Consider the following 21,566-nt stretch of genomic DNA (forward strand, 5'->3'; position numbering starts at 1 on the left):
AATTAATCGATCCGACCTGCGTTCGCGGTGTCCGCCGACACAGACGAAACCGCCGGAGACTCGACCACCGCGTCGGGAAGCGGATCGGGGGCGGCGGCTTGGCCCGGCCAGCGCTCCGGCCAAGGGCCGGGCAGCAATGCCGCCACGCTGTCGGCCTCCAGCATGCCGCCCCGCCGAATCCAAAGATCACGCTCAGGCCCGGATGGAATGCTGACGGCGACGCGATAGCATTGTTCCGCGGCGCGCAGCAGCGTCCATTGCTTCCCCTGGCCCATAAATGACACCCCGGCGGCCCAGCCGCCCCCCGCGGCGCGTGCAGCGGGGCGGGGCTTGGCTTTCATCCTATGGCGGTCCCGCGGACCTACCACGCTTTCGATAAGTGGCTGAGGGTAAACAACCATGCCGGCGGTGGCAATGGGCTTAATCCACCTGGGGATGAAATCACCGACACGAGGCTGGGAACCGTAAAAATCGGAACCCCACGCACCGTATTGCTATAAAATTAACAGAAATTTAGAGTGCGGACTCACAAACATGCCGACGCCGCGCCCATAAGAGGGACGATCAAAGAACTTTGACACAGAACCATCGCTAAAACCTTTTAATAGAAAAGATTTTCTATGGCAGACCTGGATGCATACCCTGACACCACGGCCCCGCGCGTGGTTCTGGTGGAGGATGATGTCGACCTTCGGGAATTACTCGCCCACTGCTTGAGCAGCCAAGGCCTGACGGTGGCGACGGCGGGTTCCGGCCTGGAGCTGTACCAGCAGATCGCCAAGGAGCCGGCGGACATCGTGATCCTGGACATCGGCCTGCCCGACCAGGACGGTTACACCATCGCCAGCTTCCTGCGCGCCAACACCAACATGGGGCTGATCATCCTGACGGCCCGATCACGGGTCGATGACCGGCTGAAGGGCTTTACCAGCGGCGCCGACCTTTATTTCGTGAAGCCGGTGGACTGTCGGGAACTGGCCATCGCCACCATCAACTTGGCGCGCCGCCTCGCCACCAGCCCCGAGGCCGGGGAGGCGCAGACCCTGCAGCCTACTTCCTCCAGCGAACCCTGGATGCTGGACAGTTCACGCTGGTCCATTCACTCCCCCCGTGGCCTGCCCGTCCGCCTGACCGCCAAGGAGTTCGACCTGGTGGTGGCCCTGACGCAGGAGCCGGGACGGGCGGTCGACCGCACCGAGCTGTTGGAAAAGCTGGACTACGCCAACACGGTGCAGGGCAGTCGCGGCTTGGATGCACTGGTCAGCCGCCTACGGCGAAAAATCGAGGCCGCGGTGGGTGAGGCCTTCCCTATCCAGACCGTCCATGCGAAGGGTTACCTGTTTTCGGCCCCCATCAAGCAGCTTTAGCCCCCCAATCATGACGGCCACCGCCCAGCCCCCGGTATTCTCAGCCCGGGCATGGCCAGCCTGGGCAGCCCCCTCCTGGCGGTGGCTCTACGGTCGGCGCGCCCAGGTCGCCGTATATCAGGTCGCCGTACTTCTACTCCGACTGGTGCTGTTGGGGGTGCTACCCTGGACGCCGTTCTCGCCGGCCCTGGCCCAGCCGGCGGCGGCGGACGGATGGACGCAGCCGCCCATGCACTTGCATACGGACACGCGGGCGGTACCCATCGGCGGCCATCTTGAATACCTCGTGGATCCTGACGGAACGCTGACCTTGGCCGACGTGGTGTCCGGGGAGGCGAGCCATCGGTTCCAGCCACTGCGCGGCAATCTCAACCGTGGCTTCACCCTGACCGACACCTGGGTCCGCATGCGGGTCACGCGGCAGGAGGGCGCGGACGACACATGGTATCTGGAGCTGCAACCCAGCTTCCTGGACAAGGTCGAGAGCTATGTCGCCCTGACGCCCGCCGACGCCGGGCCGCCGCCGGTGGCGGCCTATGACAGGACGGTGCAGGGCGACAGCGAGCCCACGGCCAACCGCATGGTGCGGTTCCGCAGCTTCACCCAGCCCCTGGCGTTCGACGGCGCCGGCCAGGCCTGGATTTACGTCCATATCCACACCACCAGCGCCACCATCCTGAGCGGCCAGGTCTATCGCCTGATCCCGCTGATGAATCACATCAGCCTGCAGTCCATCTGGCTGGGCTTCGTGCTGGGCATGGCGCTTGCGGTGCTGATCTCCAACCTCATCCACAGCTACTGGCTGCTGGAGCGCATCTATTTCATCTATGCGCTCTATGTGGTCACGCTGATCGGCCTGGGGCTGGGGTCCATGGGGGCGCTGGCCCAACTGCTGCCGGGCCCGGCGCCGGAATTGGCGAACCTGATCACCGGCACCAGCGTCTGCGGCGGCATCCTGATCGGCGCCATCCTGACGGAGGAGTTCCTGAACCTGCGGCGCACCCTGCCGCTGGTCAGCCTGTTGAACCGCATCCCCATCGTCCTGGGCGGCCTGGGCGTCATTGCCACCGTCGCCGGCCATTACACCATCGCCGGCGCCACGCTGGCGACGGTGACCTCCGTCTACATGCTGATCTATATCGGCAGCGGCATCCTGCTGGCCCGCCGCGGGCACCCGGGGGCGCTGATGTACAGCCTCGCCTTCGGCTCCGCCTGCATGGCCGCGCTGATGGGCTTCCTGCGCACTCTGGGGGTGATCCCCGAAATCAGCGTGACCGAGGCGGTGGCGCAAAGCGCCTCGCTGGTTCACATGATCCTGATGAACGTCGCCATCGCATCCCGCGTGCGCTTGTCCGAAAAGGAACGGAAGGAAGCCCAGGCCGCCGCCCTGTCCGCCTCCGTCCATGCCGAACAGCGGGCGCTGGACATGGTGGCGCTGCGCACCCGCGAGCTGTCGGCGGCCAAGGAAAGCCTGGAACAGGCCTTGGCCGCGGAACGGCAGGCCGTGCGGGAGCAAATCCAGTTCATCGACATGGTGTCGCACGAATACCGGACGCCGGTGTCCATCATCCGCACCGGCATCGACATCCTGCAGATCAAGGGGGCCGACGGCCTGGCGGATGGGCCCAAGGGCCATGACCTGTTGAAACGCATGGCCCGCGCCGTGGACCGGCTTGTGGAAATCATCGAGGTGGGCCTGCGCCGGGAAACCGACCGCTCCCCCGGGCTGGACCTGGAAACCCGCCCCCTGCGCCTGGATGGGGTGGTGGCGGAGGCCATCCGGTCCCTGCGCGCCTCGCACCCTGACCAGGAGGTGCGGGTGGAGGGACGCGTCCCCGACAGGGTCTTGGGCGACCCGGCCTTGCTGAAGACCTCCATCCTGAACCTGCTCGAAAACGCCGCCAAATACGGGCCGCCCGACCAGCCCATCCGCGTGGCGATGGAACAGACGGCGACACGCAGCACGGTACGCGTCATCGACGCCGGTGCCGGCGTGGCCCCGGCGGATCGCGAGCGTATTTTCGGCAAGTTCGTGCGGCTTTCCTCGGCGGAACGCATCCCCGGCATCGGCGTCGGCCTCTACCTGGTACGCCGCATCGCGGAGCTGCATGACGGCCGGGCCTACTACGACGACACCTGCGCGGATGGATGCTGCCTGGTGCTGGAAATCGCCAATGCGCCGGGGGGCGGCCGCTAAGGATGGCACGGGGGCAGAGGGCGCGGGGAGGATGGCCGGGCGGTCAGCCCCGGCCGGGCCCCGCCCCCACCACCACCTCGCTGACCTGGATGGTCGGCGACAGGGTGGTGTAATTGGCGATGTCGGCCACGATCTCCTCCGCCACCGGCCCGAACGCGGCCCAGAAGCTGTCCGCGGATTCGGCGAAGATGTGGCACATGGCGACATAGGCCGGCGGCTCGGTAGACGGCAGGCCCGACACGCCTTTGTCCACCGTGTAGAACAGGCAGGCGGCGCCCAGCTTTTCCTGGACCAGCGGCATGTGCCGGTCGCGGTAGTAATCGTGGTCGAAGCGGGCGCCGGGCTCGTTGGCGTACAGCACGCTGACTTTGATCATGGCGTCGTCCTGTTCAGGCTGTTGGGAACTTGGTGCCGGCGAGCCCCAAGGACGGCCGGCGGCAGCCTTGTTGTACCCCCGGGCCGGCGCCCCCGCGTATTGTCCTATGGTTGTAGGGGATGCGGCGTCATCCCTTCAGGAAGTCGCGCTCCAGCAGGTCGACGGGCATGGGACGGGCGAAGAGGAAGCCCTGGACCTCGTCACAGCCCTGCTGGCCCAGCCAATGCCATTGATCTTCCGTTTCAACACCTTCCGCCACGGTCTTGAGGCCAAAGCTGCGTGACAGGTTCAGAACCGCCGTGGCGATGGCGGTTTCGGCGGGGATATCGTTGACGAAGGATCGGTCCAGCTTCAGCGCGGTCACCGGCAGGCGCCGCAAATAGGCCAGGGAGGAATAGCCGGTGCCGAAATCGTCAACGCTGATCCCCACGCCCAGGCAGCGCAGCCGTTCCAGCAGCGCCTCGCTGTGGTCCAGGTCACGCATCATGCTGGTCTCGGTGATCTCGATGTTCAGCAGTTCCGGCGGCAGGTTGGATTGGGCCAGGCAATCGGCCACCAGATCCACCAGGCCCGCCTCCTGCAACTGACGGGCGGAGACGTTGACCGATACGGGAACGGAATGACCCATGGCCAGCCAGCGCGCCGCCTGCGCGCACGCGGTGCGCAACACCCAGGCGCCGATGGGCACGATCAGGCCGGTTTCTTCCGCAAGCGGAATGAAATCGCCCGGCATGACCAGGCGGTCGGCCTTCTGCCAGCGCAGCAGCGCCTCCACCCCGCTGAGCTTGCGGGTCAGCGTCTCCAGCTTCGGTTGGTAATAGAGGACGAACTGGCTTTCCTCGATGGCACGGCGCAACGCGGTTTCGTTGTGCAGGCGGGCCACCGCCCTGTCCATCATCTCGCGGGCGAAAAAGCGGTATCGCCCGCCACCCGCCGCCTTCGCGGTGCACATGGCGACATCGGCGCCGCGCAGCAGCGGCTCCGGGTCGCGGCCATCGCCAGGGTAGAGCGCCACGCCGACGCTGGCGGTCAGCGATACGGAATGGCCATCGACGGCATAGGGGACCGCCAGGGTTTCCAGGATGCGCTCGGCCAGGCGGGCCGCCATCTCCGGCTGGGCGATATCCTCGGCGACCACGGCGAACTCATCGGCGCCCAGGCGGGCCACGCTGTCGCCGGCGCGCAGGACGCTGGTCAACCGGTCGCCGACCTCGCGCAGGACGCGGTCCCCCACATCCAGGCCATAGCTTTCGTTGACGGTCTTGAAGCGGTCCAGATCCAGGTGGAAGACGGCGACGTTGTAGCCCGCGCGCTCCGCCTTGGGCAGGGAGCGGCCCAATTCCTCGGTCAGCAGCACCCGGTTGGGCAGGCCGGTCAGCAAGTCGCGCGTGGCCATGCGCCGCTGCGCCTCCTGGCTGGAGGCCAGGCGGGCCAGCAACTCATTGGTGCGGGCGGCGATGTAGCCCAGTTCATCCCGCTCATGGCCCGACGGCAGGGGCATCGCCGTTTCCAGGGGCCGGTCGGGGTCGATACGGGCGATGGAGCGGCCCAGGCTGAACAGCGGCCGGGTGACATAGCGATGCAGCACGGCCACCAGCGCCAACCCCAGCAACAGGTTGCGCAGCACGCCGCTGAGCAGGCCGGTGCCGGCCAGGATCAGCAGGTCACGGGCCAGCACCACCGGATCCAGGTCCAGCCGCAGTTCGCCGATGATCTCGCCGTTGGGGCTGTTGGGCTGGCGCAGCGGGCGGCGGATGGTGGAGAGGTCGCCGAACACCAGGCGTGACAGCGGCCCCGTCAGCCAGCCGTCCTGCGCCGGCTTGCGCCGCACGCCCGCCAAGCGCTCATTGTCCTTGAGCAGGATCTCCACGCCCGACACGGCATGGAGCTTCAGGTTGTCCATGATGACCTGGTTGGCCAACTGGGCATCCAGGTTCCAGGCGGCGATGGCGGCACTGCCCTCCACCTGGGCGGCGATGTCATCGACGATGGTGAGGACCTTCTCACGCTCCCGGCTGGCGGCCCAGCCGATCTCCACCGCGGAAAAGGCGAAGCCGATCAGCAAGGCGGCGATTGCTCCGCGCACCCCCTCCTTGAAGGACAAGGAGGACCAGAACGACCAATGGAAGCGGGAGCCCGCGACGCGGGGGCCGCCGTCGATTCCCGGCATCCCGTCGGACGGCGAATCGCCATGGGCTTCGATGCCGCTCGCCGCCGCACCGCCCATGCCCGCGCTGGACGCGCCGGAACCGGACGTGATCGGGCCGGCTGGATCACCAGCCGCCTGGTGGAAAGAGAACTTGGCCAAGGAGAATAGCGCCCCAAATCTCTTATGTTCAGGCCGACGCCCCCCGACCTTCCGGGACCGTCGACGGACGACGGCATCCGTCATCCCGCCACCAGGAACAGGTTGTCAGGCGCCGCCTTAGCCGCAGTCTTATGGACGGCGATCAGTTCCACAAGTGTTTCCAGCCCCGGCCGGGCCGCGCCGGCCAATAGCGGCACCATCACCGCGCTGACCCGCAACAGGGGATAGCGGCGCAGCCGCCCCTCGCGGTCCTTGGCTTCAAACCAGCCGCGTTCCCGCGTCTCGACGTCGTAAAGGCTTTCGGCGTCGGAACGGAAGCGGTTCAGGAAGGCGACCAGCCTTTCGCGCACCCGATCCGGGGTCAGACCGCTGCACGACAGGAAGAAGTCGTCCCCGCCGATATGGCCGGCGAACCCGCCCAGGGCGGCGGCCTGGACCTTCAGCTGCTCGCTGAACATCAGGATGGCCCGGTCCCCCTGGCGGAAGCCGAAATAATCATTAAATGGCTTGAAGTTATCGAAATCCAGGTAGATCAGCACGTGGTCGCGCTCAGCATCCGCCACCAGCGTCTCCACCTGGGCGGTGATGGCGTTGTTGCCGGGCAGCCGGGTCAGGGGGTTCTGGTCCACCGCCGTGGCCAGGCGGTGCTCATGCAGCAGGCGCACCAGCGACTGGCTGCTGAGGAAGCCGACATATTCCCCGCCCTCCACGATGATGACGCCGTCGCTGTCCGCCGCCTCGGCGAACAGCTCGATCACACGCTCCAAGGGGGTGCCGATGTCGCACACCGGACAGGGGATGACGAAGTCCTTCAGCGTGTTGCCGAAAGACCGGTTGCGCAGGATCTCGGTCCCGTACCGGGAATAGACGAAGGGCTTGAGGTGGCGTTCACGGATGAGTCCGCGCGGCACGCCGGCCCGGTCCACCACCGGCACCACCGGTGGCGCGGCCAGGTTGCCGAAATACTCCAGCAGCTTGGCCTTGGGCGCCTCAAGCGGCAGGGGGGCGATGCGCTCGATCAGCTCGAACAGGCGTTGTCGCGCCGGCGCCGGACGGCGCCGATCGTTGCGGCTCAGGGACTCGGCGATCTCGCTGGCTTCGGCCAGGGGGCCGGCGGCCGGCCGGCCCAGCAGGAAGCCCTGCACATGGTCACACCCCAGATCGCGGCAGACGTAAAACTCACGCGAGGTTTCAACGCCCACGGCGATGGTGGCCAGGCCCAGGGCATGGGCACTGCCCACCAGTTGGCCCAGCAGCGCGCGCTTGGCCTGGTCGCCATCCACGCCGCTGATGAAGGCGCGGTCTATCTTCACATAGCTGGGGGGCTGGCCAGCAGGCGCTGAAAGTCGGCCACCCCCACGCCGAAACGGTCGAAGGCGATGTCGACCCGCCCCCGCCGGTCACCACCATCACGGCCGGCGCGGGTGGTGATCAGGCCGGCACCCGTCGCCTCATACACCAGATGCAGTTGGTCGGCCTGCGGCGGCGGGGGAACCTGGCCCTGGGCCTGGGGATGGATGTTGAGGAACAGGCGGACGTCGGCCGTCCCGCCAGCGGCCAGGAACGCCGCCACGGCCAAGGCCTGGACATGCGCTTCCAACAGCGGCAGCACGCCGTCGTCCACCGCCGCCTGGAACAGAGCCGCCACACTGGAAAATCCCGCCGCCTCCACCCCGCGCAGCAGGGCCTCATGCCCATGGACGCGGCCCGTTCGCACCTGGACGATGGGCTGGAAGGCGAATCCCAGGTGCGCCACAACGTCGCGCCAGCGGGGGGCAGCATAGGGCTGCCTGCCGCCGGGCCCCCTGCCGGCGCGGGTGGGGTGACGGCAGGGGCCGCCACAGGCGCCGACGCCGGCTGTCCCTGTTTGCCCTGCCGGGGAATGCCGGCCTGACTCTCTTCAGGCATCAAGATCAAGGAGGGATCGGACCTTCAGGCCGCAATAAAGAGTGTGTCCATCAGTAATATCCGTAGACGGTGACAGTTATGTGATGACCAGGCAATCGTTCGTGCGCGTCAGCCCCCGGCTGGGCCCGGCGGCACGAGGTATCCGGCCGCCGCAGTTTGTCGATTCAGATGGCAATCGGCCTATGACAACGGTTTAGGCCATGGGCGGGGCTTTCGGCGGCGCACACATGGCCTTATATCAAAGGCGCCATCAGGGGTATGGGGCGGCCATCGCCACCGGCCGCGTGATGCCAACGGTAACGATATTCACACGCACGTCCTCAACATATAGGGGTAGTCATGCTGAAGGGTAAATCCGCCGTCGTCACCGGTTCCACCAGTGGGATCGGCCTGGGCATCGCCCGCGTCCTGGCCTCGAAAGGCGCCAACATCATGCTGAACGGCTTCGGCGACGCGGCGGAGATCGAAAAGATCCGCAGCGGCCTGGAAAGCGAGTTCGGCATCCGCGCCCTTTACAACGCGGCCGACATCTCCAAGCCGTCCGCCATCAAGGAAATGATCGACACCACGGTGGAGTCCTTCGGGTCCATCGACATCCTGGTGAGCAACGCCGGCATCCAGTACACGGCGGCCATCGAGGACTTCCCCGAGGAAAAGTGGAACGCGATCATCGCCATCAATCTGTCCGGCGTGTTCTGGGGCATGCACTATGCCCTGCCCCACATGAAGAAGCAGGGCTGGGGCCGGTTGATCAACATCGCGTCCGCCCATGGCTTGGTGGCAAGCCCGTTCAAGTCCGCCTATGTCGCAGCCAAGCACGGCGTGGTCGGCCTGACCAAGGTGGCCGCCTTGGAAACGGCGGAGATCAACATCACCGCCAACGCCATCTGCCCCGGCTGGGTGCTGACCCCGCTGGTGGAAAAGCAGATCAAGGACATGGCGGCCAAGGACGGCATCAGCGAAAAGGACGCCGAGCTGAAGCTGCTGTCGGAAAAGCAACCGTCCAAGAAGTTCACGACGCCGGAAGAATTGGGCGAACTGGCCGCCTTCCTCTGCACCGACGCCGCCGCCCAGATGACGGGCGTGCCGCTGCCCATGGATGGCGGTTGGACGGCGCAGTAGTTTTTAGGATGCCCTGCGGGCGGAAGTTTGCTTTGCCCTTGCGGGCCCTTGCCGTCCTCGCTTTCCAGTCCGCTAACGCTCCCCGGAAAGCTCCGGTGGACGCCGTCGCGTCCTAGGAAAAGGGAAGAAGTTTAAGAACGATTTGGGGCGCGCCTGAATGTCAGGCGCGCCCCTTGTCGTTAGACCGCGTTCAATTGAACAGCGGCGCCGCCTTCTGCAGGGTGGTCCACACGACCCATAGAATGGGCAGGCCCACCGCCAGCCAGGCCAGGATGGCCGGGCCGTCCACGCCCCCCCGGCCAATACCGAAGGAACCGCCGACCGCCGTGGCACTGGCGGTCTTCGCCTGCAAGGCGGCGACGTCGGTGTCGCTCATGAACCACTTTGCCGCCAACTGCTTGATGGCCAGGTTGCACAGCAGCCCCAGCACCAGGAACACGGCCAGGACATAGAAGGTGACGTCGTAGACGTGATCCTTCGGCACCTTCAGCGCCAATTCCGCCTCACGGATGTAGCCCACGACCGACGGTCCGGCGATGCCCGCCACCGACCAGGCCGTCAGCAGCCGGCCATGGATGGCGCCGACGAACTGGGTGCCGAAGATATCCGCCAGATAGGCCGGCACCGTGGCGAAGCCGCCGCCGTACATGGACAGGATGACGCCGACGGCCAGCACGAACAGGGCGACGCTGCCGGCGCGGGCCAGGCTGGGGGCCGCCGCGTACAGCAGCAGGCCCAGGACGAAGAAGACACAGTAGGTCACCTTGCGCCCCATCCTGTCCGACAGGGAGGCCCAGAAGAAGCGGCCGCCGATGTTGAACAGGGAGATCAGGCCGGCGAAGGCAGCGCCGATGGTGGCGATGGCCGTTTTTTGGCTGGGGTCCAATTGGTCGAAGCCCAGTCCGGGATGGCCTATGAGGGTACCCGCGAAGATTTCCTGCAACATGGGCGAGGCCATGCCGATGACACCGATGCCGGCACTGACGTTCAGGCACAACACGGCCCAGATCAGCCAGAACTGCGGCGTCTTGTGCGCGTCGCCCAAGTGGACGTGGCGGTGGGTGATCATGGCCCGCCGCGCCGCCGCGGGCGGTGTCCAGCCATCAGGCAGCCAACCCGCCGGCGGAATACGGTAGCCGAAGGAGCCGGCCAGCATGAAGACGAAGTAGATCGCGGCCATGACCAGGAAGGTCTGCCACACGCCCGGCCCCTGCGGGCCCTTGAAGTGATTGATCAGGATGTTGGCCAGGGGCGAGCCGATCATGGCACCGCCGCCGAAACCCATGATGGCCATGCCCGTGGCCATGCCGCGCCGATCGGGAAACCATTTGATGAGGGTGGAAACGGGCGAAATATAGCCCAAGCCCAGACCCACGCCCCCGACGATACCGCCCAGCCACACCAGCCAGAGCTGGTGGATCAGGATGCCCACCGCCGAGACCACCATGCCACCGCACCAGCAGAAGGTGGCGACGACGCCCGCGCGCCGCGGGCCGGCCCGTTCCAGCCAACCGCCCCACAGCGCGGCCGCCGAGCCCAGGACGACGAAGAACAGGGTGTACATAATCTGGATATCGGCCACCCGCCAGTTGCAGGTGGTGGTGGTCAAGGCCGCCAGCAGGGAAATATCCTTGCACGCCGCCTCACCCGTGCCCGTCAACGCCTTGGACAACGGCAGCCAGAACACGCTGAAGCCATAGGCCATGCCGATACACAAATGCACGGCGAGCGCCGCCGGCGGCACCAGCCACCGATTGAATCCCGCCTTCGCGACGATCCGGTCCCGATCCAGAATCGAGCCGGAAGCCCCCCCTGTCGGGGGGACCAAGGTCACCGTATCCATTGGGCGTTACCCGCTTTGTTCAGCCGACAAAAAAGACGGCCGCCCTTGCGGAGCGCCAACCGCCACCTGCCGTGGCGGGTATTACACGATTTCCGGTTAATTTACCTTAGGTAAACTTTCACCGCCTTCAGCACATCGGGGTCCAGTCCGGCGCCACCTTGGGCGACATGGGTCTGGATCGCCTGACGCATGCGCGGCTCCCAGAACTTGGTGATGTGGTTGGCGATGCCGGCGGCGGCCTGGTCGCCCGGCTGGCTGGTGAAGAACTTGCCGATTTGGTTGGCCATGTAGACCAGCTTGTCAGGCGACATGCCGTGCTTTCCCTTGCTGAACGCTGTCATCATTCCTGGCCGGTACGATCCGGCCGGGATGGGTGAACACCTCGAACCCGTCGCGCCGCGCCACCGCCACCAGGGTGATGCCCGCGGCCTCCGCCGTGCGGATGGCGAGGGCGGAGGGGGCGGAGACGGCCACCAGCACGGGCACGCCCATGGCCGCGGCCTTCTGCACCAGTTCCACGGACACCCGGCTGCTCATCACAACCATGCCGGCGGTGGCGTCCACCCCGCCCCGGATCAGGGCGCCGGCCAGCTTGTCCAGCGCGTTGTGGCGGCCCACGTCCTCACGCACCGCCACTATGCGGCCCGGCTGTCCAGCCCGCCCCGCCAGCCAGAAGCCGGCGGCATGAACGGCGCGCGTTTCCTCGAATAGCGGCTGGTGGTTGGCCAGGTCATCGCGCGCGGCGGCGACCTGATCAGCATCGACGGTGAAGCCTGGCGGCACCACCGGCAGGGCCCGTGTCGCCTCCGCTAGGCTTTCCAGACCGCACAGGCCACAGCCCATGGGTCCGGCCAAGCGGCGGCGGCGGCGCTCCAGCGCGTCCCCCGGCGTCTTGGCCAGCCACAGGCGGACGTTCACGCCCTCAGGCACCACGACCAGATCCAAGTCCGCGATGTCATCGCGGCTGGCGATGATACCCTCGGTCACGCTGAACCCCAGGGCGAAGTCCTCCAGGTCGCGCGGTGTCGCCATCAGCACGGCGTAAGCGGCGCTGTCATAGCTGATGGCGACCGCCGTTTCCTCCGCCACCACGCGCCCCCCCTCCACCGGGATGCCATCCCGCCAGGCGACACGGGTCGCCGGGCGGCTGGCATCAGGCAAGGCCCCGGGCGGCGGGGATTGAGGAAGCGGCGTCACGCGGTCCGTCATTCGGCGGCATCCGTGCCGACGATGCGGCGACTGAGGTCGCTGTGGGTCTTGTACCTCTCCTGCCAGTCGGACGGGCCGTTGCTAGGGCTGACCTGCACCGCCGTCACCTTGTATTCGGGGCAGTTGGTGGCCCAGTCGGAATAGTCGGTGGTGATCACGTTGGCCTGGGTCATGGGGTGGTGGAAGGTGGTGTAGACCACACCGGGCGACACCCGGTCGGTGATCAGGGCGCGCAGGGTGGTCTCGCCCGCCCGGCTTTGCAGCTTTACCCAGTCGCCGTCGCGCACGCCACGGTTCTCCGCGTCATGCGGGTGGATCTCCAGCCTGTCCTCCTTATGCCATTCGCTGTTGGCGGTCCGCCGGGTCTGGGCGCCGACATTGTACTGGCTGAGGATGCGGCCGGTGGTCAGCAGCAGGGGGAAGCGGGCGCCCGTGCGTTCATCCGTGGGGATGTATTCCGTCAGGACGAATTTGCCCTTGCCGCGGGCGAAGCCGTTGATGTGCATGATGGGGGTGCCGTCCGGCGCCTCGTCATTGCAGGGCCACTGGACGGAGCCGCGTTCATCCAGCATTTGGTACGTCACGTTGCGGAAGCCCGGCGTGGTGGCCGCGATCTCCGCCATGATCTCCGCCGGGTGGCCGTAGGTCATGGGATAGCCCAGGGCGTTGGACAGCAACTGGGTGATCTCCCAGTCGGCGTAGCCGTTGCGCGGCGGCATGACCCGGCGCACACGGTTGATGCGCCGTTCCGCGTTGGTGAAGGTGCCGTCCTTTTCCAGGAAGGTGGAACCCGGCAGGAAGACGTGGGCGTAGTTCGCCGTCTCGTTCAGGAACAGGTCCTGCACCACCACGCATTCCATGGATTCAAGGCCATGAGTGACATGGTGCGTGTCGGGGTCGGACTGCACGATGTCCTCGCCCTGGACGTACAGGCCTTTGAAGGTGCCCTCGACCGCCGCGTCCAGCATGTTGGGGATGCGCAGGCCCGGCTCCCTCTCCAGGGTCACGCCCCACATGTCCTCGAATATGGCGCGGGTGGCGTCGTCATGGACATGGCGATAGCCTGGCAGCTCATGAGGGAAAGACCCCATGTCGCAGCTGCCCTGGACGTTGTTCTGGCCGCGCAGCGGATTCACGCCCACGCCACGCCGGCCCAGATTGCCGGTGGCCATGGCCAGGTTGGCAATGGCCATGACGGTGGTGGAGCCCTGGCTGTGTTCCGTCACGCCCAGGCCGTAGTAGATGGCGGCGTTGCCGCCGGTGGCATAGAGGCGGGCGGCCGCCCGCAGCTCCGCCGCCGGCACGCCGGTATACTCGGCGATGGCCTCGGGGCTATTCCGCTCCTCGGCGACGAAGGCCGCCCAGTCCTGGAACTCGTCCCAATCGCAGCGCTCGCGCACGAAGGCCTCGTTCACCAGACCCTCGGTGACGATGACATGGGCCATGGCCGTAACCACGGCGACGTTGGTGCCGGGCAGCAGCGGCAGGTGGTGGGCCGCCTCGACATGCGCCGTCCTGACGATGTCGATGCGGCGCGGGTCCACGACGATGAGCTTGGCGCCCTCGCGCAGCCGCTTCTTCAGGCGGGAGCCGAACACCGGGTGGCCATCGGTGGGGTTGGCGCCGATGACCATGACGACGTCGGTATCCTCGACGCTGTCGAAGTCCTGGGTCCCGGCGGAGGTGCCGTAGGCCGTGCCTAGGCCATAGCCGGTGGGGGAGTGGCAGACGCGAGCGCAGGTGTCGACGTTGTTGTTGCCGAAACCGGCGCGCACCAGCTTCTGCACCAGGTAGGTTTCCTCGTTGGTGCAGCGCGAGGAGGTGATGCCGCCGACAGAGCCGCGGCCGTACTTGGCCTGGATGCGCTTGAATTCGCTGGCGGTATGGCTGATCGCCTCCTCCCACGACACCTCGCGCCACGGGTCGGTGATCTTGGCCCGGATCATGGGCTTCAGGATGCGTTCGCGGTGGGTGGCATAGCCCCAGGCGAAGCGGCCCTTCACGCAGGAATGGCCCCGGTTGGCCTCGCCATTCTTATAAGGGACCATGCGCACCAGCTCGGTCCCGCGCATCTCCGCCTTGAAGGTGCAGCCCACACCGCAGTAGGCGCAGGTGGTGACGACGGAATGCTCCGGCTGGCCGATCTCGATGACCGACTTTTCCATCAGCGTGGCGGTGGGGCAGGCCTGGACGCAGGCGCCACAGCTGACGCACTCGCTGTCCATGAAGTCCTCATCCATGCCGGCCGAAACCTTGCTGGCGAAGCCCCGGTCCTGGATGGTCAGCGCGAAGGTGCCCTGCACCTCCTGGCAAGCCCGCACGCAGCGGGAGCAGACGATGCACTTCGACGGGTCGAAGGTGAAATAGGGGTTGGATGTGTCCTTGGCCTGGCCCAGGTGGTTGGCCCCCTCCATGCCATAGCGGACCTCGCGCAGGCCCACGGCGCCGGCCATGTCCTGTAGCTCGCAGTCGCCGTTGGCGGCGCAGGTCAGGCAGTCCAGCGGATGGTCGGAGATGTAAAGCTCCATCACCCCCTTGCGCAGGCGCTTCAGCCGTTCGGTCTGGGTCGACACCACCATGCCCGGGGCCACCGGCGTGGTGCAGGAGGCCGGCGTGCCGGGCCGGCCCTGGATTTCCACCAGGCACAGCCGGCAGGAGCCGAAGGCGTCCAGCATGTCGGTGGCGCACAGCTTGGGGATGGTGACGCCGCTGTCCATGGCGGCGCGCATGATGGAGGTGCCCTCCGCCACCGTCACCGTCTCGCCGTCGATGGTCAGGGTGACCATCTTGGCGTCGGTGTCGCCCTTGAGGCCCCGGGGATGCGGGGTGCCGTAGTCGATCTCAGGAACCAAGCCCATGGCCGGACTCTCCTTCATTCAGCCGCGGCGGGCAGGCGCCCGCGGTGGAAATCTTCGGGGAAATGGCGGATGGCGCTCAGCACCGGATAGGGGGTGAAGCCCCCCAGGGCGCACAGCGATCCGAACTTCATGGTGTTGCACAAGTCTTCCAGCAGCTCGATGTTGGCCGCCACGTCCCGGCCGGCCAGAATACGGTCCACCACCTCCGCCCCGCGCGTGGAACCGATGCGGCAGGGCGTGCACTTGCCGCAGGATTCCTCGGCGCAGAACTCCATGGCGAAGCGGGCCATATGGGCCATGTCCACCGTGTCGTCGAACACCACCAGGCCGCCATGGCCGATGAGCGCGTCTCGCGCGGCGAAGGCCTCATAGTCATAGGGCGTGTCGAACTGGCTGGGCGGCAGATAGGCGCCCAGGGGTCCGCCGGCCTGCACCGCCCGCACCGGCCGGCGGCTGGCGGTGCCGCCGCCCACCTCCATCACGATCTCACCCAGGGTCATGCCAAAGGCCGTCTCGAACAGGCCGCCATGCAGGACATTGCCAGCCAGTTGGATGGGCATGGTGCCGCGCGAGCGGCCCATGCCGAAGTCGGCGTAATACTGCGCGCCCAAATCCAGGATGACGGGGATGGTCGCCAGCGACAGCAGGTTGTTGACCACGGTGGGACGGCCGAACAGGCCCTTCAGCGCCGGCAGGGGCGGCTTGGCCCGCACCACGCCGCGCTTGCCCTCCAGGCTTTCCAGCAGCGCCGTCTCCTCGCCACAGACATAGGCGCCGGCGCCCACCCGCAGTTCCAGGTGGAACTCCAGGTCAGAGCCCAGGATGTTGCGGCCCAGCAGCCCGGCCGCCCGCGCGATGTCCAGCGCCGCCCGCATGGTGGCGTTGGCGTGCGGATATTCGGAACGGGAATAGATGTAGCCTCGCGTGGCGCCGACCGCCAAGCCGGCGATGGTCATGCCCTCGATCAGGCAGAAGGGGTCGCCTTCCAGGATCATGCGGTCGGCGAAGGTGCCGCTGTCGCCCTCATCAGCGTTGCAGACGATGTACTTCTGGTCAGAGACGGCATCGCGCACCGTCTTCCACTTGATGCCGGTGGGGAAACCGGCGCCGCCGCGACCGCGCAGGCCGGATTTGGTCACCGCCTCCACCGTCGCCGCGCCGCCGATCTCGATGGCCTTGGCCAGACCGCGATAGCCGCCGGCGGCCTTGTAATCGTCCACCGATAGGGGATCAACGATGCCGCAGCGGGCGAAGGTTAGGCGCGTCTGGCGCACCAGGAAGGGATGGTCCTCGGGGCGGGCGATGCGCAGCGGGTGGCTTCCCCCGGCCAACCAGCCGGCGGCGAACAGCGCGGGGACATCACGGGCCTGAACCGGGCCATAGGCGATACGACCCTCGGCCGTTTCCACCTCGACCATCGGTTCCAGCCAGAACAGGCCGCGCGATCCGGTGCGCACGATGGTGACGGCGGCGCCTAATGCGGCGGCTTGGGCCGTGATGGCGCCGGCGACCTCATCGGCGCCGACCGCCAGGGCCGCGACGTCGCGGGGGACGAAGATGCGGATGCCAGAGGGAGTGGAAGCGGCGGGTATGGGGGGAACGGCGTTCATGGGCGTGACCAATCGTTGCGGGCCTCGTTCACGGCGGCATCCAGCCGCTCCTGGTCCAGACGGCCCAGCGGGCGGCCGTCGATCAGCGCCGCCGGGGCACAGGCGCACAGGCCCAGACAATAGACGGGCTCAATGGTTAATTGTCCGTCACCCGTCGTGCCGCCCCAATCCAGCCCCAGTCGGTGCAGCAGCCTTTCCGCCAATGCATGGCCCCCCATGGACTGGCACGCCTCCGCCCGGCAGAGCTTCATGACATGCCGGCCGGCCGGCGCATCGCGGAAATCATGATAAAAGCTCACGATTCCATGGACATCCGCGCGGGAGAGGTTCAGCGCCTCCGCCAACAGGGGTACCGCTTGTTGTGGTACGTGGCCGAAGGTTTCCTGCAAGGCATGCAGTATTGGCAAAGCAGGCCCTTCTAGATCTTGGTGTGCGGCAATGACTTCCGCAGCTTTCTCAGGGTCCCAAGGGGTCGTTGTTGTGGCAGACATCACAGCCGTGGCCTCACTTATCCGGCATTCTCCCTGTCGTAAGAAGTTGGCTATTGCCGGAACGTAATCAAGGAAGCCGTTCCATGTTGCGATAGAAAACTTCTATCGTGCCGCCCGGCTGTCACCGACAGCTCCGCGGCCCCCTTTGCAACCCTTTAGGACGCCCGAGTTAGGACGCCCGTCTTTTGGGACGTGGATCATGCGTGCGCGTATTTTCATTGCGACTTCGACAGTGCTGAGCCTGATGTTGACCGCGCCGATCGCGGTGCGGGCCGCCTCGGTCGACAGCCCGGCGGCGGTGACGGCGGCGGCATCGGCCAGCCTTCCCGCCAACCCGGCCGTGGCGCAGGACGTGACGCAGTTGCTGCGCGACTGGTCGGTCATCAAGTACCAGATGCAGGACGACAAGGCGCAGGCGCAGAAGATGCGGGACCTGCTGGTCCGCGCCACCGACCTGCAGACCCGGTATCCGGGCCGGGCGGAGCCGATGATCGCCAGCGGCCTGATCCTGGGCAGCATCGCCGGCTATGAGCAGAACGCCGGCTCGCTGGAGCTGGTGCGCAAGGCGCGCGACCTGTTCGAGCAGGCCGACAAGATCGACCCCACCGCCCTGGACGGCGCCGCCGCCGTGAACCTGGGCTCGCTTTACTATCTGATGCCGGGCTTCCCCATCGGCTTCGGCAGCGACAGCAAGGCGCGCAAGTACCTGGAGCGCGGCATCGCCATCAGCCCCAACGGGCTGGAATCCAACTACTTCTACGGCGAGTTCCTGTCGCAGCAGGGCGAGTACGAGCGGTCGGCCAAGGTGCTGGCCCACGCCCTTGAGGCGCCGGTGTCGGTGACCCAGCCGGTTTGGGACGCCGGCCGCCGGGCCGAGGCCCGCGCCCTGCTGGCCGATGTGCGGCAGAAGCTGGTGGCGTCGAACTGAGCCCGCCTCATCCTATGGGATGAGAACACCCCCGGTGGCCCCCGCTACCGGGGGTGTTCGCTTATGGCGCCATCGGTTCGCCAAAGGTGCGCGACACCTTCTTCGCCTCCGCCACCAGGGCGGCGGTCAGGGGGGTCATGGGGTCGCGGTAAGGCACCACCAGGCCGATGTCATGCACGGCGGCCGGCTCGACGATGGGGATGGCCCGGATTTCCTCTGGAAAGCTGAACGCGGTCGTCAGCACCTCCGGCATCACGCTGGCCCATTTGCCGGTGCGCACGTGCGAGAACAGCACGATCATGGAATTGGATTCCAGGGTGGGGGCCGAGGTCACGCCGGCGATGGCCAGCAGCCGGTCGATGATGCGCCGGTTCTGCATGTCCGGCGTCAGCAGGCACAGGGGTATCTCCCCCACCTCCGCCCAGCTGACCTGGGCGCGATCCCCCAGCGGACCATCGCGGGAGATCAGCAGGCGGTACTGCTCCCGGTACAACGGGACTGTGCGCACCCGGCCAAGCGGCTCATTATCCAGATAGGTCAGGCCGGCGTCGATCTGCAGCCCTTCCAGCAGGTGCAGAATCTCCACCGAGGTGCGCGACAGCACGGTGAAGCGCACGCCCGGATGCCGCTCCCGGTAGGGCGTGGTCAGGATGGGTACCATGGCCAAGGCGGTGGGGATGACGGCGATGCGCAGATGCCCGCTGAGGCCATGGCGCAAGGTCCGCACCTCCTGCCGCATGGCGCGAGCATCGCCCACGATGCGGCGGGCCCAGTCCAGCACCCGCTCCCCCTCCTGCGTCAGGCCCAGATAGCGGGCGCCACGGTTAACCAGCAGCACGCCCAATTGATCTTCCAGCTGCTTCAGGCCCGCCGACAGGGTCGGCTGCGTAACGCCGCAGGCCTCCGCCGCGCGGCCGAAATGCTGTTCCCGGGCCAGCGCGATGAAGAATTCCAACTTGTCGATCATGGGCCTGCCTGTCGCCTTTCCGCCAGCGGCCGATGGTAGGGGGCGACGCCGGCCGGCGCCACCGCTGATTCACGGAAGCGGGCCCGCAACACCAGAACACTATACTGAGGGTCAGGCCAAACAATTCATTAAGCACAATGTGGTCATGGTGGCCGGGACCCAAGTCCAATACTTGGCTTCCCCGTCATCACCAGACGACTTCAGGAGCGTTCATTATGCCTTGGCTTCCGTTCATCACCGATCCCGTGCTGAAGGCCCTGGACCAGTCGCAGGCCATGATCGAGTTTGGGTTGGATGGAAAAATCCTGACGGCCAATCAAAATTTCCTGCGGGCCACCGGCTACAGCCTGGCCGACATCCGCGGCCGGCATCACAGCCTGTTCGTGGACGCGCAGGAGCGGGATGGCGCCGCCTATCGGACGTTCTGGCGCGACCTGGCACAAGGGATGTTCAAGCAGGCCGAGTTCAAGCGGATGGGCAAGGATGGCCGCGAGGTCTGGTTCCAGGCGACCTACAACCCGATCCGCGGCCTGGGCGGCCGGGTGGTGAAGGTGCTGAAGATCGCCGCCGACATCACCGATGAGAAGCGGAAAGCCATCGACTTGGCCGGTCAGATCGCCGCCATCCATAAATCTCAGGCGGTCATCGAATTCGCCCTGGACGGCACCATCCTGGACGCCAACGACAATTTCCTGGCGGTCATGGGCTATACTCTGGCCGACATCCAGGGACGGCATCACAGCCTGTTCGTCGATGCCGCCTACCGCGACAGTCCCGCGTACAAGAGCTTCTGGGAGGAGCTGGCCAGGGGCACCTATCAGGCCGGGCAGTTCAAGCGCCTGGGCAAAGACGGGCGTGAAGTCTGGATCGAGGCCAGTTACAACCCCATCCTGGATCCCAGCGGCAAGCCGGTGAAGGTGGTCAAGTACGCGACCGATGTGACAGAACGCACGCTGCGCGCCGCCGACAGCGAGGGCCAGGTGCGGGCCATCGGCAAGGCCATGGCTGTCATCGAGTTCGCGCTGGATAGCACCATCCTGGACGCCAACGACAATTTCCTGACGGTCATGGGCTATACCCTGGCCGACATCAAAGGGAAGCGGCATGAGCTGTTCGTTGAACCGGAATACCGCAAAAGCGCCGATTACCGGGAATTCTGGGCGCAGCTGGCCAAGGGCGAATATCAATTCGGTCGGTTCAAGCGCATCGGCAAGGGCGGCCGCGAGGTCTGGATCGAGGCCAGCTACAACCCCATCCTGGACCTGACCGGGAAGCCGCTGAAGGTGGTGAAGTACGCGACCGACATCACTAACGAGATCCGTAAGCAGGAACAGTTCAACATCCTGTCGCTGGTTGCCGACGGCACCGACAACAGCGTGCTGATCACCGGCGCCGATGGGCTGATCGAGTACGTCAACCCCGGCTTCACCCGCATGAGCGGCTACACCCTGGACGAGGTGAAGGGCAAGAAGCCGGGCCATGTTCTGCAAGGCCCGCACACCGACCCGGCGACGGTGGCCCGCATCCGGGAGAAGCTGACCCGCCGCGAGCCGTTCTATGAGGAGATCCTGAACTATACCAAGGCGGGAGAGCCGCATTGGATCTCCCTGTCCATCAATCCCATCCTGTCCAAGACCGGCATGCTGGAGCGCTTCGTCTCCGTCCAGGCCAACATCAATGCCACCAAGCTACAGGCACTAGAATCCAGTAGCCGGATCGATGCTATCGAGCAATCGACCGTCGTCATCGAATGGGACGGGGACAAGCGCCTGGCGCACCTCAATGCCCGGGCGCTGGCGCTGCTGGGCGTCGCTGACATGGGGCAGGCGGCCGACTATCTGCGCTACGATACTATTTTTTCCAGCGATGAACGTCAGCGCCTGCAGGCCGGCGCGGCGGTAAGCCCGGATATAACCCTGACGGTCGGCGGCGGCGACATCCACCTCACCACCACGGTGCAGCCCCTGCGGGATGTGACCGGCCGGTTGCGGCGCACCGTCATGTACGCCACGGACGTCACCTCCCGCCGCCGGGCCGCCCAGGAAACCGAGGCCATGATGGAAAATGTCCTGACGCAGATCAGCCAGATCGCGCAGTCCATCTCCGGCGTGTCAGGCCAAACCAACCTGCTGGCGCTGAACGCGACCATCGAGGCCGCCCGGGCGGGTGACGCTGGCAAGGGCTTCGCCGTCGTGGCGGGGGAGGTCAAATCGCTGGCGCAGCGATCCGCCTCGCTATCCACCGGAATCGCCACTTTGGTGGGCGATACCCAGACCCGGATCGAGCAGTTCCGGCTCCAGGCCTGACGCCGGCCGCCTTGGACCAGAGGGGCGCGCCTTGACCTCTTGCCCCCTGGACAGATGCCGCCGCCGACGCCACGCT

General features: G+C 66.5%; 17 protein-coding genes. 5 read left to right on the plus strand and 12 right to left on the minus strand.

What is annotated here, in order from left to right:
- Window positions 1-2: 2 nt before the first annotated feature.
- Window positions 3-341: a hypothetical protein gene (locus UCD39_RS11590; RefSeq protein WP_330496177.1), complete on the minus strand. Its 339-nt coding sequence runs from the start codon at window positions 339-341 to the stop codon at window positions 3-5.
- A gap of 279 nt (window positions 342-620) precedes the next feature.
- Here UCD39_RS11590 and UCD39_RS11595 point away from each other — a divergent pair, with 279 nt between their 5' ends.
- Complete coding sequence (locus UCD39_RS11595; protein ID WP_330496178.1) at window positions 621-1,367, plus strand: response regulator transcription factor; 747 nt, start codon at window positions 621-623, stop codon at window positions 1,365-1,367.
- A gap of 229 nt (window positions 1,368-1,596) precedes the next feature.
- On the plus strand, window positions 1,597-3,564 hold the full coding sequence (locus UCD39_RS11600; RefSeq protein WP_330496179.1) for a sensor histidine kinase: 1,968 nt from the start codon (window positions 1,597-1,599) through the stop codon (window positions 3,562-3,564).
- Between the two features lie 43 nt (window positions 3,565-3,607).
- On the opposite strand, the gene UCD39_RS11605 is transcribed toward UCD39_RS11600, so the two are convergent.
- From UCD39_RS11605 to UCD39_RS11620, 4 genes are all read right to left on the minus strand, one after another.
- The gene (locus tag UCD39_RS11605) at window positions 3,608-3,940 is read right to left on the minus strand and encodes an EthD family reductase (RefSeq protein ID WP_330496180.1); all 333 of its coding nucleotides are present in this window, start codon (window positions 3,938-3,940) and stop codon (window positions 3,608-3,610) included.
- Between the two features lie 127 nt (window positions 3,941-4,067).
- Complete coding sequence (locus UCD39_RS11610; protein WP_330496181.1) at window positions 4,068-6,248, minus strand: putative bifunctional diguanylate cyclase/phosphodiesterase; 2,181 nt, start codon at window positions 6,246-6,248, stop codon at window positions 4,068-4,070.
- An 80-nt stretch (window positions 6,249-6,328) separates the two neighbouring features.
- Entirely contained in the window at window positions 6,329-7,561 is a 1,233-nt protein-coding gene (locus tag UCD39_RS11615) for an EAL domain-containing protein (RefSeq protein WP_330496182.1), read from the minus strand.
- Window positions 7,558-8,004, minus strand: a complete 447-nt coding sequence (locus UCD39_RS11620; RefSeq protein ID WP_330496183.1) for an EAL domain-containing protein — start codon at window positions 8,002-8,004, stop codon at window positions 7,558-7,560. Before UCD39_RS11620 ends, UCD39_RS11615 begins: the two co-directional genes overlap by 4 nt.
- 491 nt (window positions 8,005-8,495) lie before the next feature.
- Between UCD39_RS11620 and UCD39_RS11625 the strand changes: the two genes are divergently transcribed.
- Window positions 8,496-9,278: a 3-hydroxybutyrate dehydrogenase gene (locus UCD39_RS11625; protein ID WP_330496184.1), complete on the plus strand. Its 783-nt coding sequence runs from the start codon at window positions 8,496-8,498 to the stop codon at window positions 9,276-9,278.
- 190 nt (window positions 9,279-9,468) lie between these two features.
- On the opposite strand, the gene UCD39_RS11630 is transcribed toward UCD39_RS11625, so the two are convergent.
- The 6 genes from UCD39_RS11630 to UCD39_RS11655 all read right to left on the minus strand — a co-directional run bounded on the left by UCD39_RS11630 (window position 9,469) and on the right by UCD39_RS11655 (window position 17,289).
- Window positions 9,469-11,112 carry an OFA family MFS transporter gene (locus UCD39_RS11630; protein ID WP_330496185.1) on the minus strand — a complete coding sequence of 548 codons (1,644 nt, stop codon included), beginning with the start codon at window positions 11,110-11,112 and terminating at the stop codon, window positions 9,469-9,471.
- A gap of 110 nt (window positions 11,113-11,222) precedes the next feature.
- Window positions 11,223-11,432, minus strand: a complete 210-nt coding sequence (locus UCD39_RS11635; RefSeq protein ID WP_330496186.1) for a formate dehydrogenase subunit delta — start codon at window positions 11,430-11,432, stop codon at window positions 11,223-11,225.
- Complete coding sequence (gene fdhD, locus UCD39_RS11640; protein ID WP_330496187.1) at window positions 11,422-12,330, minus strand: formate dehydrogenase accessory sulfurtransferase FdhD; 909 nt, start codon at window positions 12,328-12,330, stop codon at window positions 11,422-11,424. The genes UCD39_RS11635 and fdhD overlap by 11 nt, the downstream gene beginning before the upstream one ends.
- The gene (gene fdhF / locus UCD39_RS11645) at window positions 12,327-15,188 is read right to left on the minus strand and encodes a formate dehydrogenase subunit alpha (RefSeq protein ID WP_330496188.1); all 2,862 of its coding nucleotides are present in this window, start codon (window positions 15,186-15,188) and stop codon (window positions 12,327-12,329) included. The genes fdhD and fdhF overlap by 4 nt, the downstream gene beginning before the upstream one ends.
- A 14-nt stretch (window positions 15,189-15,202) precedes the next feature.
- Window positions 15,203-16,798 (minus strand): formate dehydrogenase beta subunit, encoded by a 1,596-nt coding sequence (locus UCD39_RS11650; protein ID WP_330496189.1) that lies wholly within the window; start codon window positions 16,796-16,798, stop codon window positions 15,203-15,205.
- Window positions 16,795-17,289 (minus strand): formate dehydrogenase subunit gamma, encoded by a 495-nt coding sequence (locus UCD39_RS11655; RefSeq protein WP_145731956.1) that lies wholly within the window; start codon window positions 17,287-17,289, stop codon window positions 16,795-16,797. Before UCD39_RS11655 ends, UCD39_RS11650 begins: the two co-directional genes overlap by 4 nt.
- A 199-nt stretch (window positions 17,290-17,488) precedes the next feature.
- Between UCD39_RS11655 and UCD39_RS11660 the strand changes: the two genes are divergently transcribed.
- Complete coding sequence (locus tag UCD39_RS11660) at window positions 17,489-18,217, plus strand: tetratricopeptide repeat protein (protein WP_330496190.1); 729 nt, start codon at window positions 17,489-17,491, stop codon at window positions 18,215-18,217.
- A 61-nt stretch (window positions 18,218-18,278) separates the two neighbouring features.
- Here the strand turns inward: UCD39_RS11660 and UCD39_RS11665 are convergent, their stop codons facing one another.
- Entirely contained in the window at window positions 18,279-19,184 is a 906-nt protein-coding gene (locus UCD39_RS11665) for a LysR family transcriptional regulator (protein ID WP_330496191.1), read from the minus strand.
- Between the two features lie 215 nt (window positions 19,185-19,399).
- On the opposite strand from UCD39_RS11665, the gene UCD39_RS11670 reads away from it, so the two are divergent.
- On the plus strand, window positions 19,400-21,490 hold the full coding sequence (locus UCD39_RS11670) for a methyl-accepting chemotaxis protein (protein ID WP_330496192.1): 2,091 nt from the start codon (window positions 19,400-19,402) through the stop codon (window positions 21,488-21,490).
- The last annotated feature ends 76 nt before the right edge of the window (window positions 21,491-21,566 follow it).

The sequence above is a fragment of the Nitrospirillum karajorum genome (genome assembly GCF_036348415.1).
In the GTDB taxonomy this organism is placed as follows: domain Bacteria; phylum Pseudomonadota; class Alphaproteobacteria; order Azospirillales; family Azospirillaceae; genus Nitrospirillum; species Nitrospirillum amazonense_B.

What these genes read in the sequence shown, in the direction of transcription:
- UCD39_RS11590 (WP_330496177.1), bottom strand. Translation starts at nt 341, where the DNA reads ATGAAAGCCAAGCCCCGCCCCGCTGCACGCGCCGCGGGGGGCGGCTGG.
- UCD39_RS11595 (WP_330496178.1), top strand. Translation starts at nt 621, where the DNA reads ATGGCAGACCTGGATGCATACCCTGACACCACGGCCCCGCGCGTGGTT.
- UCD39_RS11600 (WP_330496179.1), top strand. Translation starts at nt 1,597, where the DNA reads ATGCACTTGCATACGGACACGCGGGCGGTACCCATCGGCGGCCATCTT.
- UCD39_RS11605 (WP_330496180.1), bottom strand. Translation starts at nt 3,940, where the DNA reads ATGATCAAAGTCAGCGTGCTGTACGCCAACGAGCCCGGCGCCCGCTTC.
- UCD39_RS11625 (WP_330496184.1), top strand. Translation starts at nt 8,496, where the DNA reads ATGCTGAAGGGTAAATCCGCCGTCGTCACCGGTTCCACCAGTGGGATC.
- UCD39_RS11635 (WP_330496186.1), bottom strand. Translation starts at nt 11,432, where the DNA reads ATGTCGCCTGACAAGCTGGTCTACATGGCCAACCAAATCGGCAAGTTC.
- fdhD (WP_330496187.1), bottom strand. Translation starts at nt 12,330, where the DNA reads ATGACGGACCGCGTGACGCCGCTTCCTCAATCCCCGCCGCCCGGGGCC.
- fdhF (WP_330496188.1), bottom strand. Translation starts at nt 15,188, where the DNA reads ATGGGCTTGGTTCCTGAGATCGACTACGGCACCCCGCATCCCCGGGGC.
- UCD39_RS11650 (WP_330496189.1), bottom strand. Translation starts at nt 16,798, where the DNA reads ATGAACGCCGTTCCCCCCATACCCGCCGCTTCCACTCCCTCTGGCATC.
- UCD39_RS11655 (WP_145731956.1), bottom strand. Translation starts at nt 17,289, where the DNA reads ATGTCTGCCACAACAACGACCCCTTGGGACCCTGAGAAAGCTGCGGAA.
- UCD39_RS11660 (WP_330496190.1), top strand. Translation starts at nt 17,489, where the DNA reads ATGCGTGCGCGTATTTTCATTGCGACTTCGACAGTGCTGAGCCTGATG.
- UCD39_RS11665 (WP_330496191.1), bottom strand. Translation starts at nt 19,184, where the DNA reads ATGATCGACAAGTTGGAATTCTTCATCGCGCTGGCCCGGGAACAGCAT.
- UCD39_RS11670 (WP_330496192.1), top strand. Translation starts at nt 19,400, where the DNA reads ATGCCTTGGCTTCCGTTCATCACCGATCCCGTGCTGAAGGCCCTGGAC.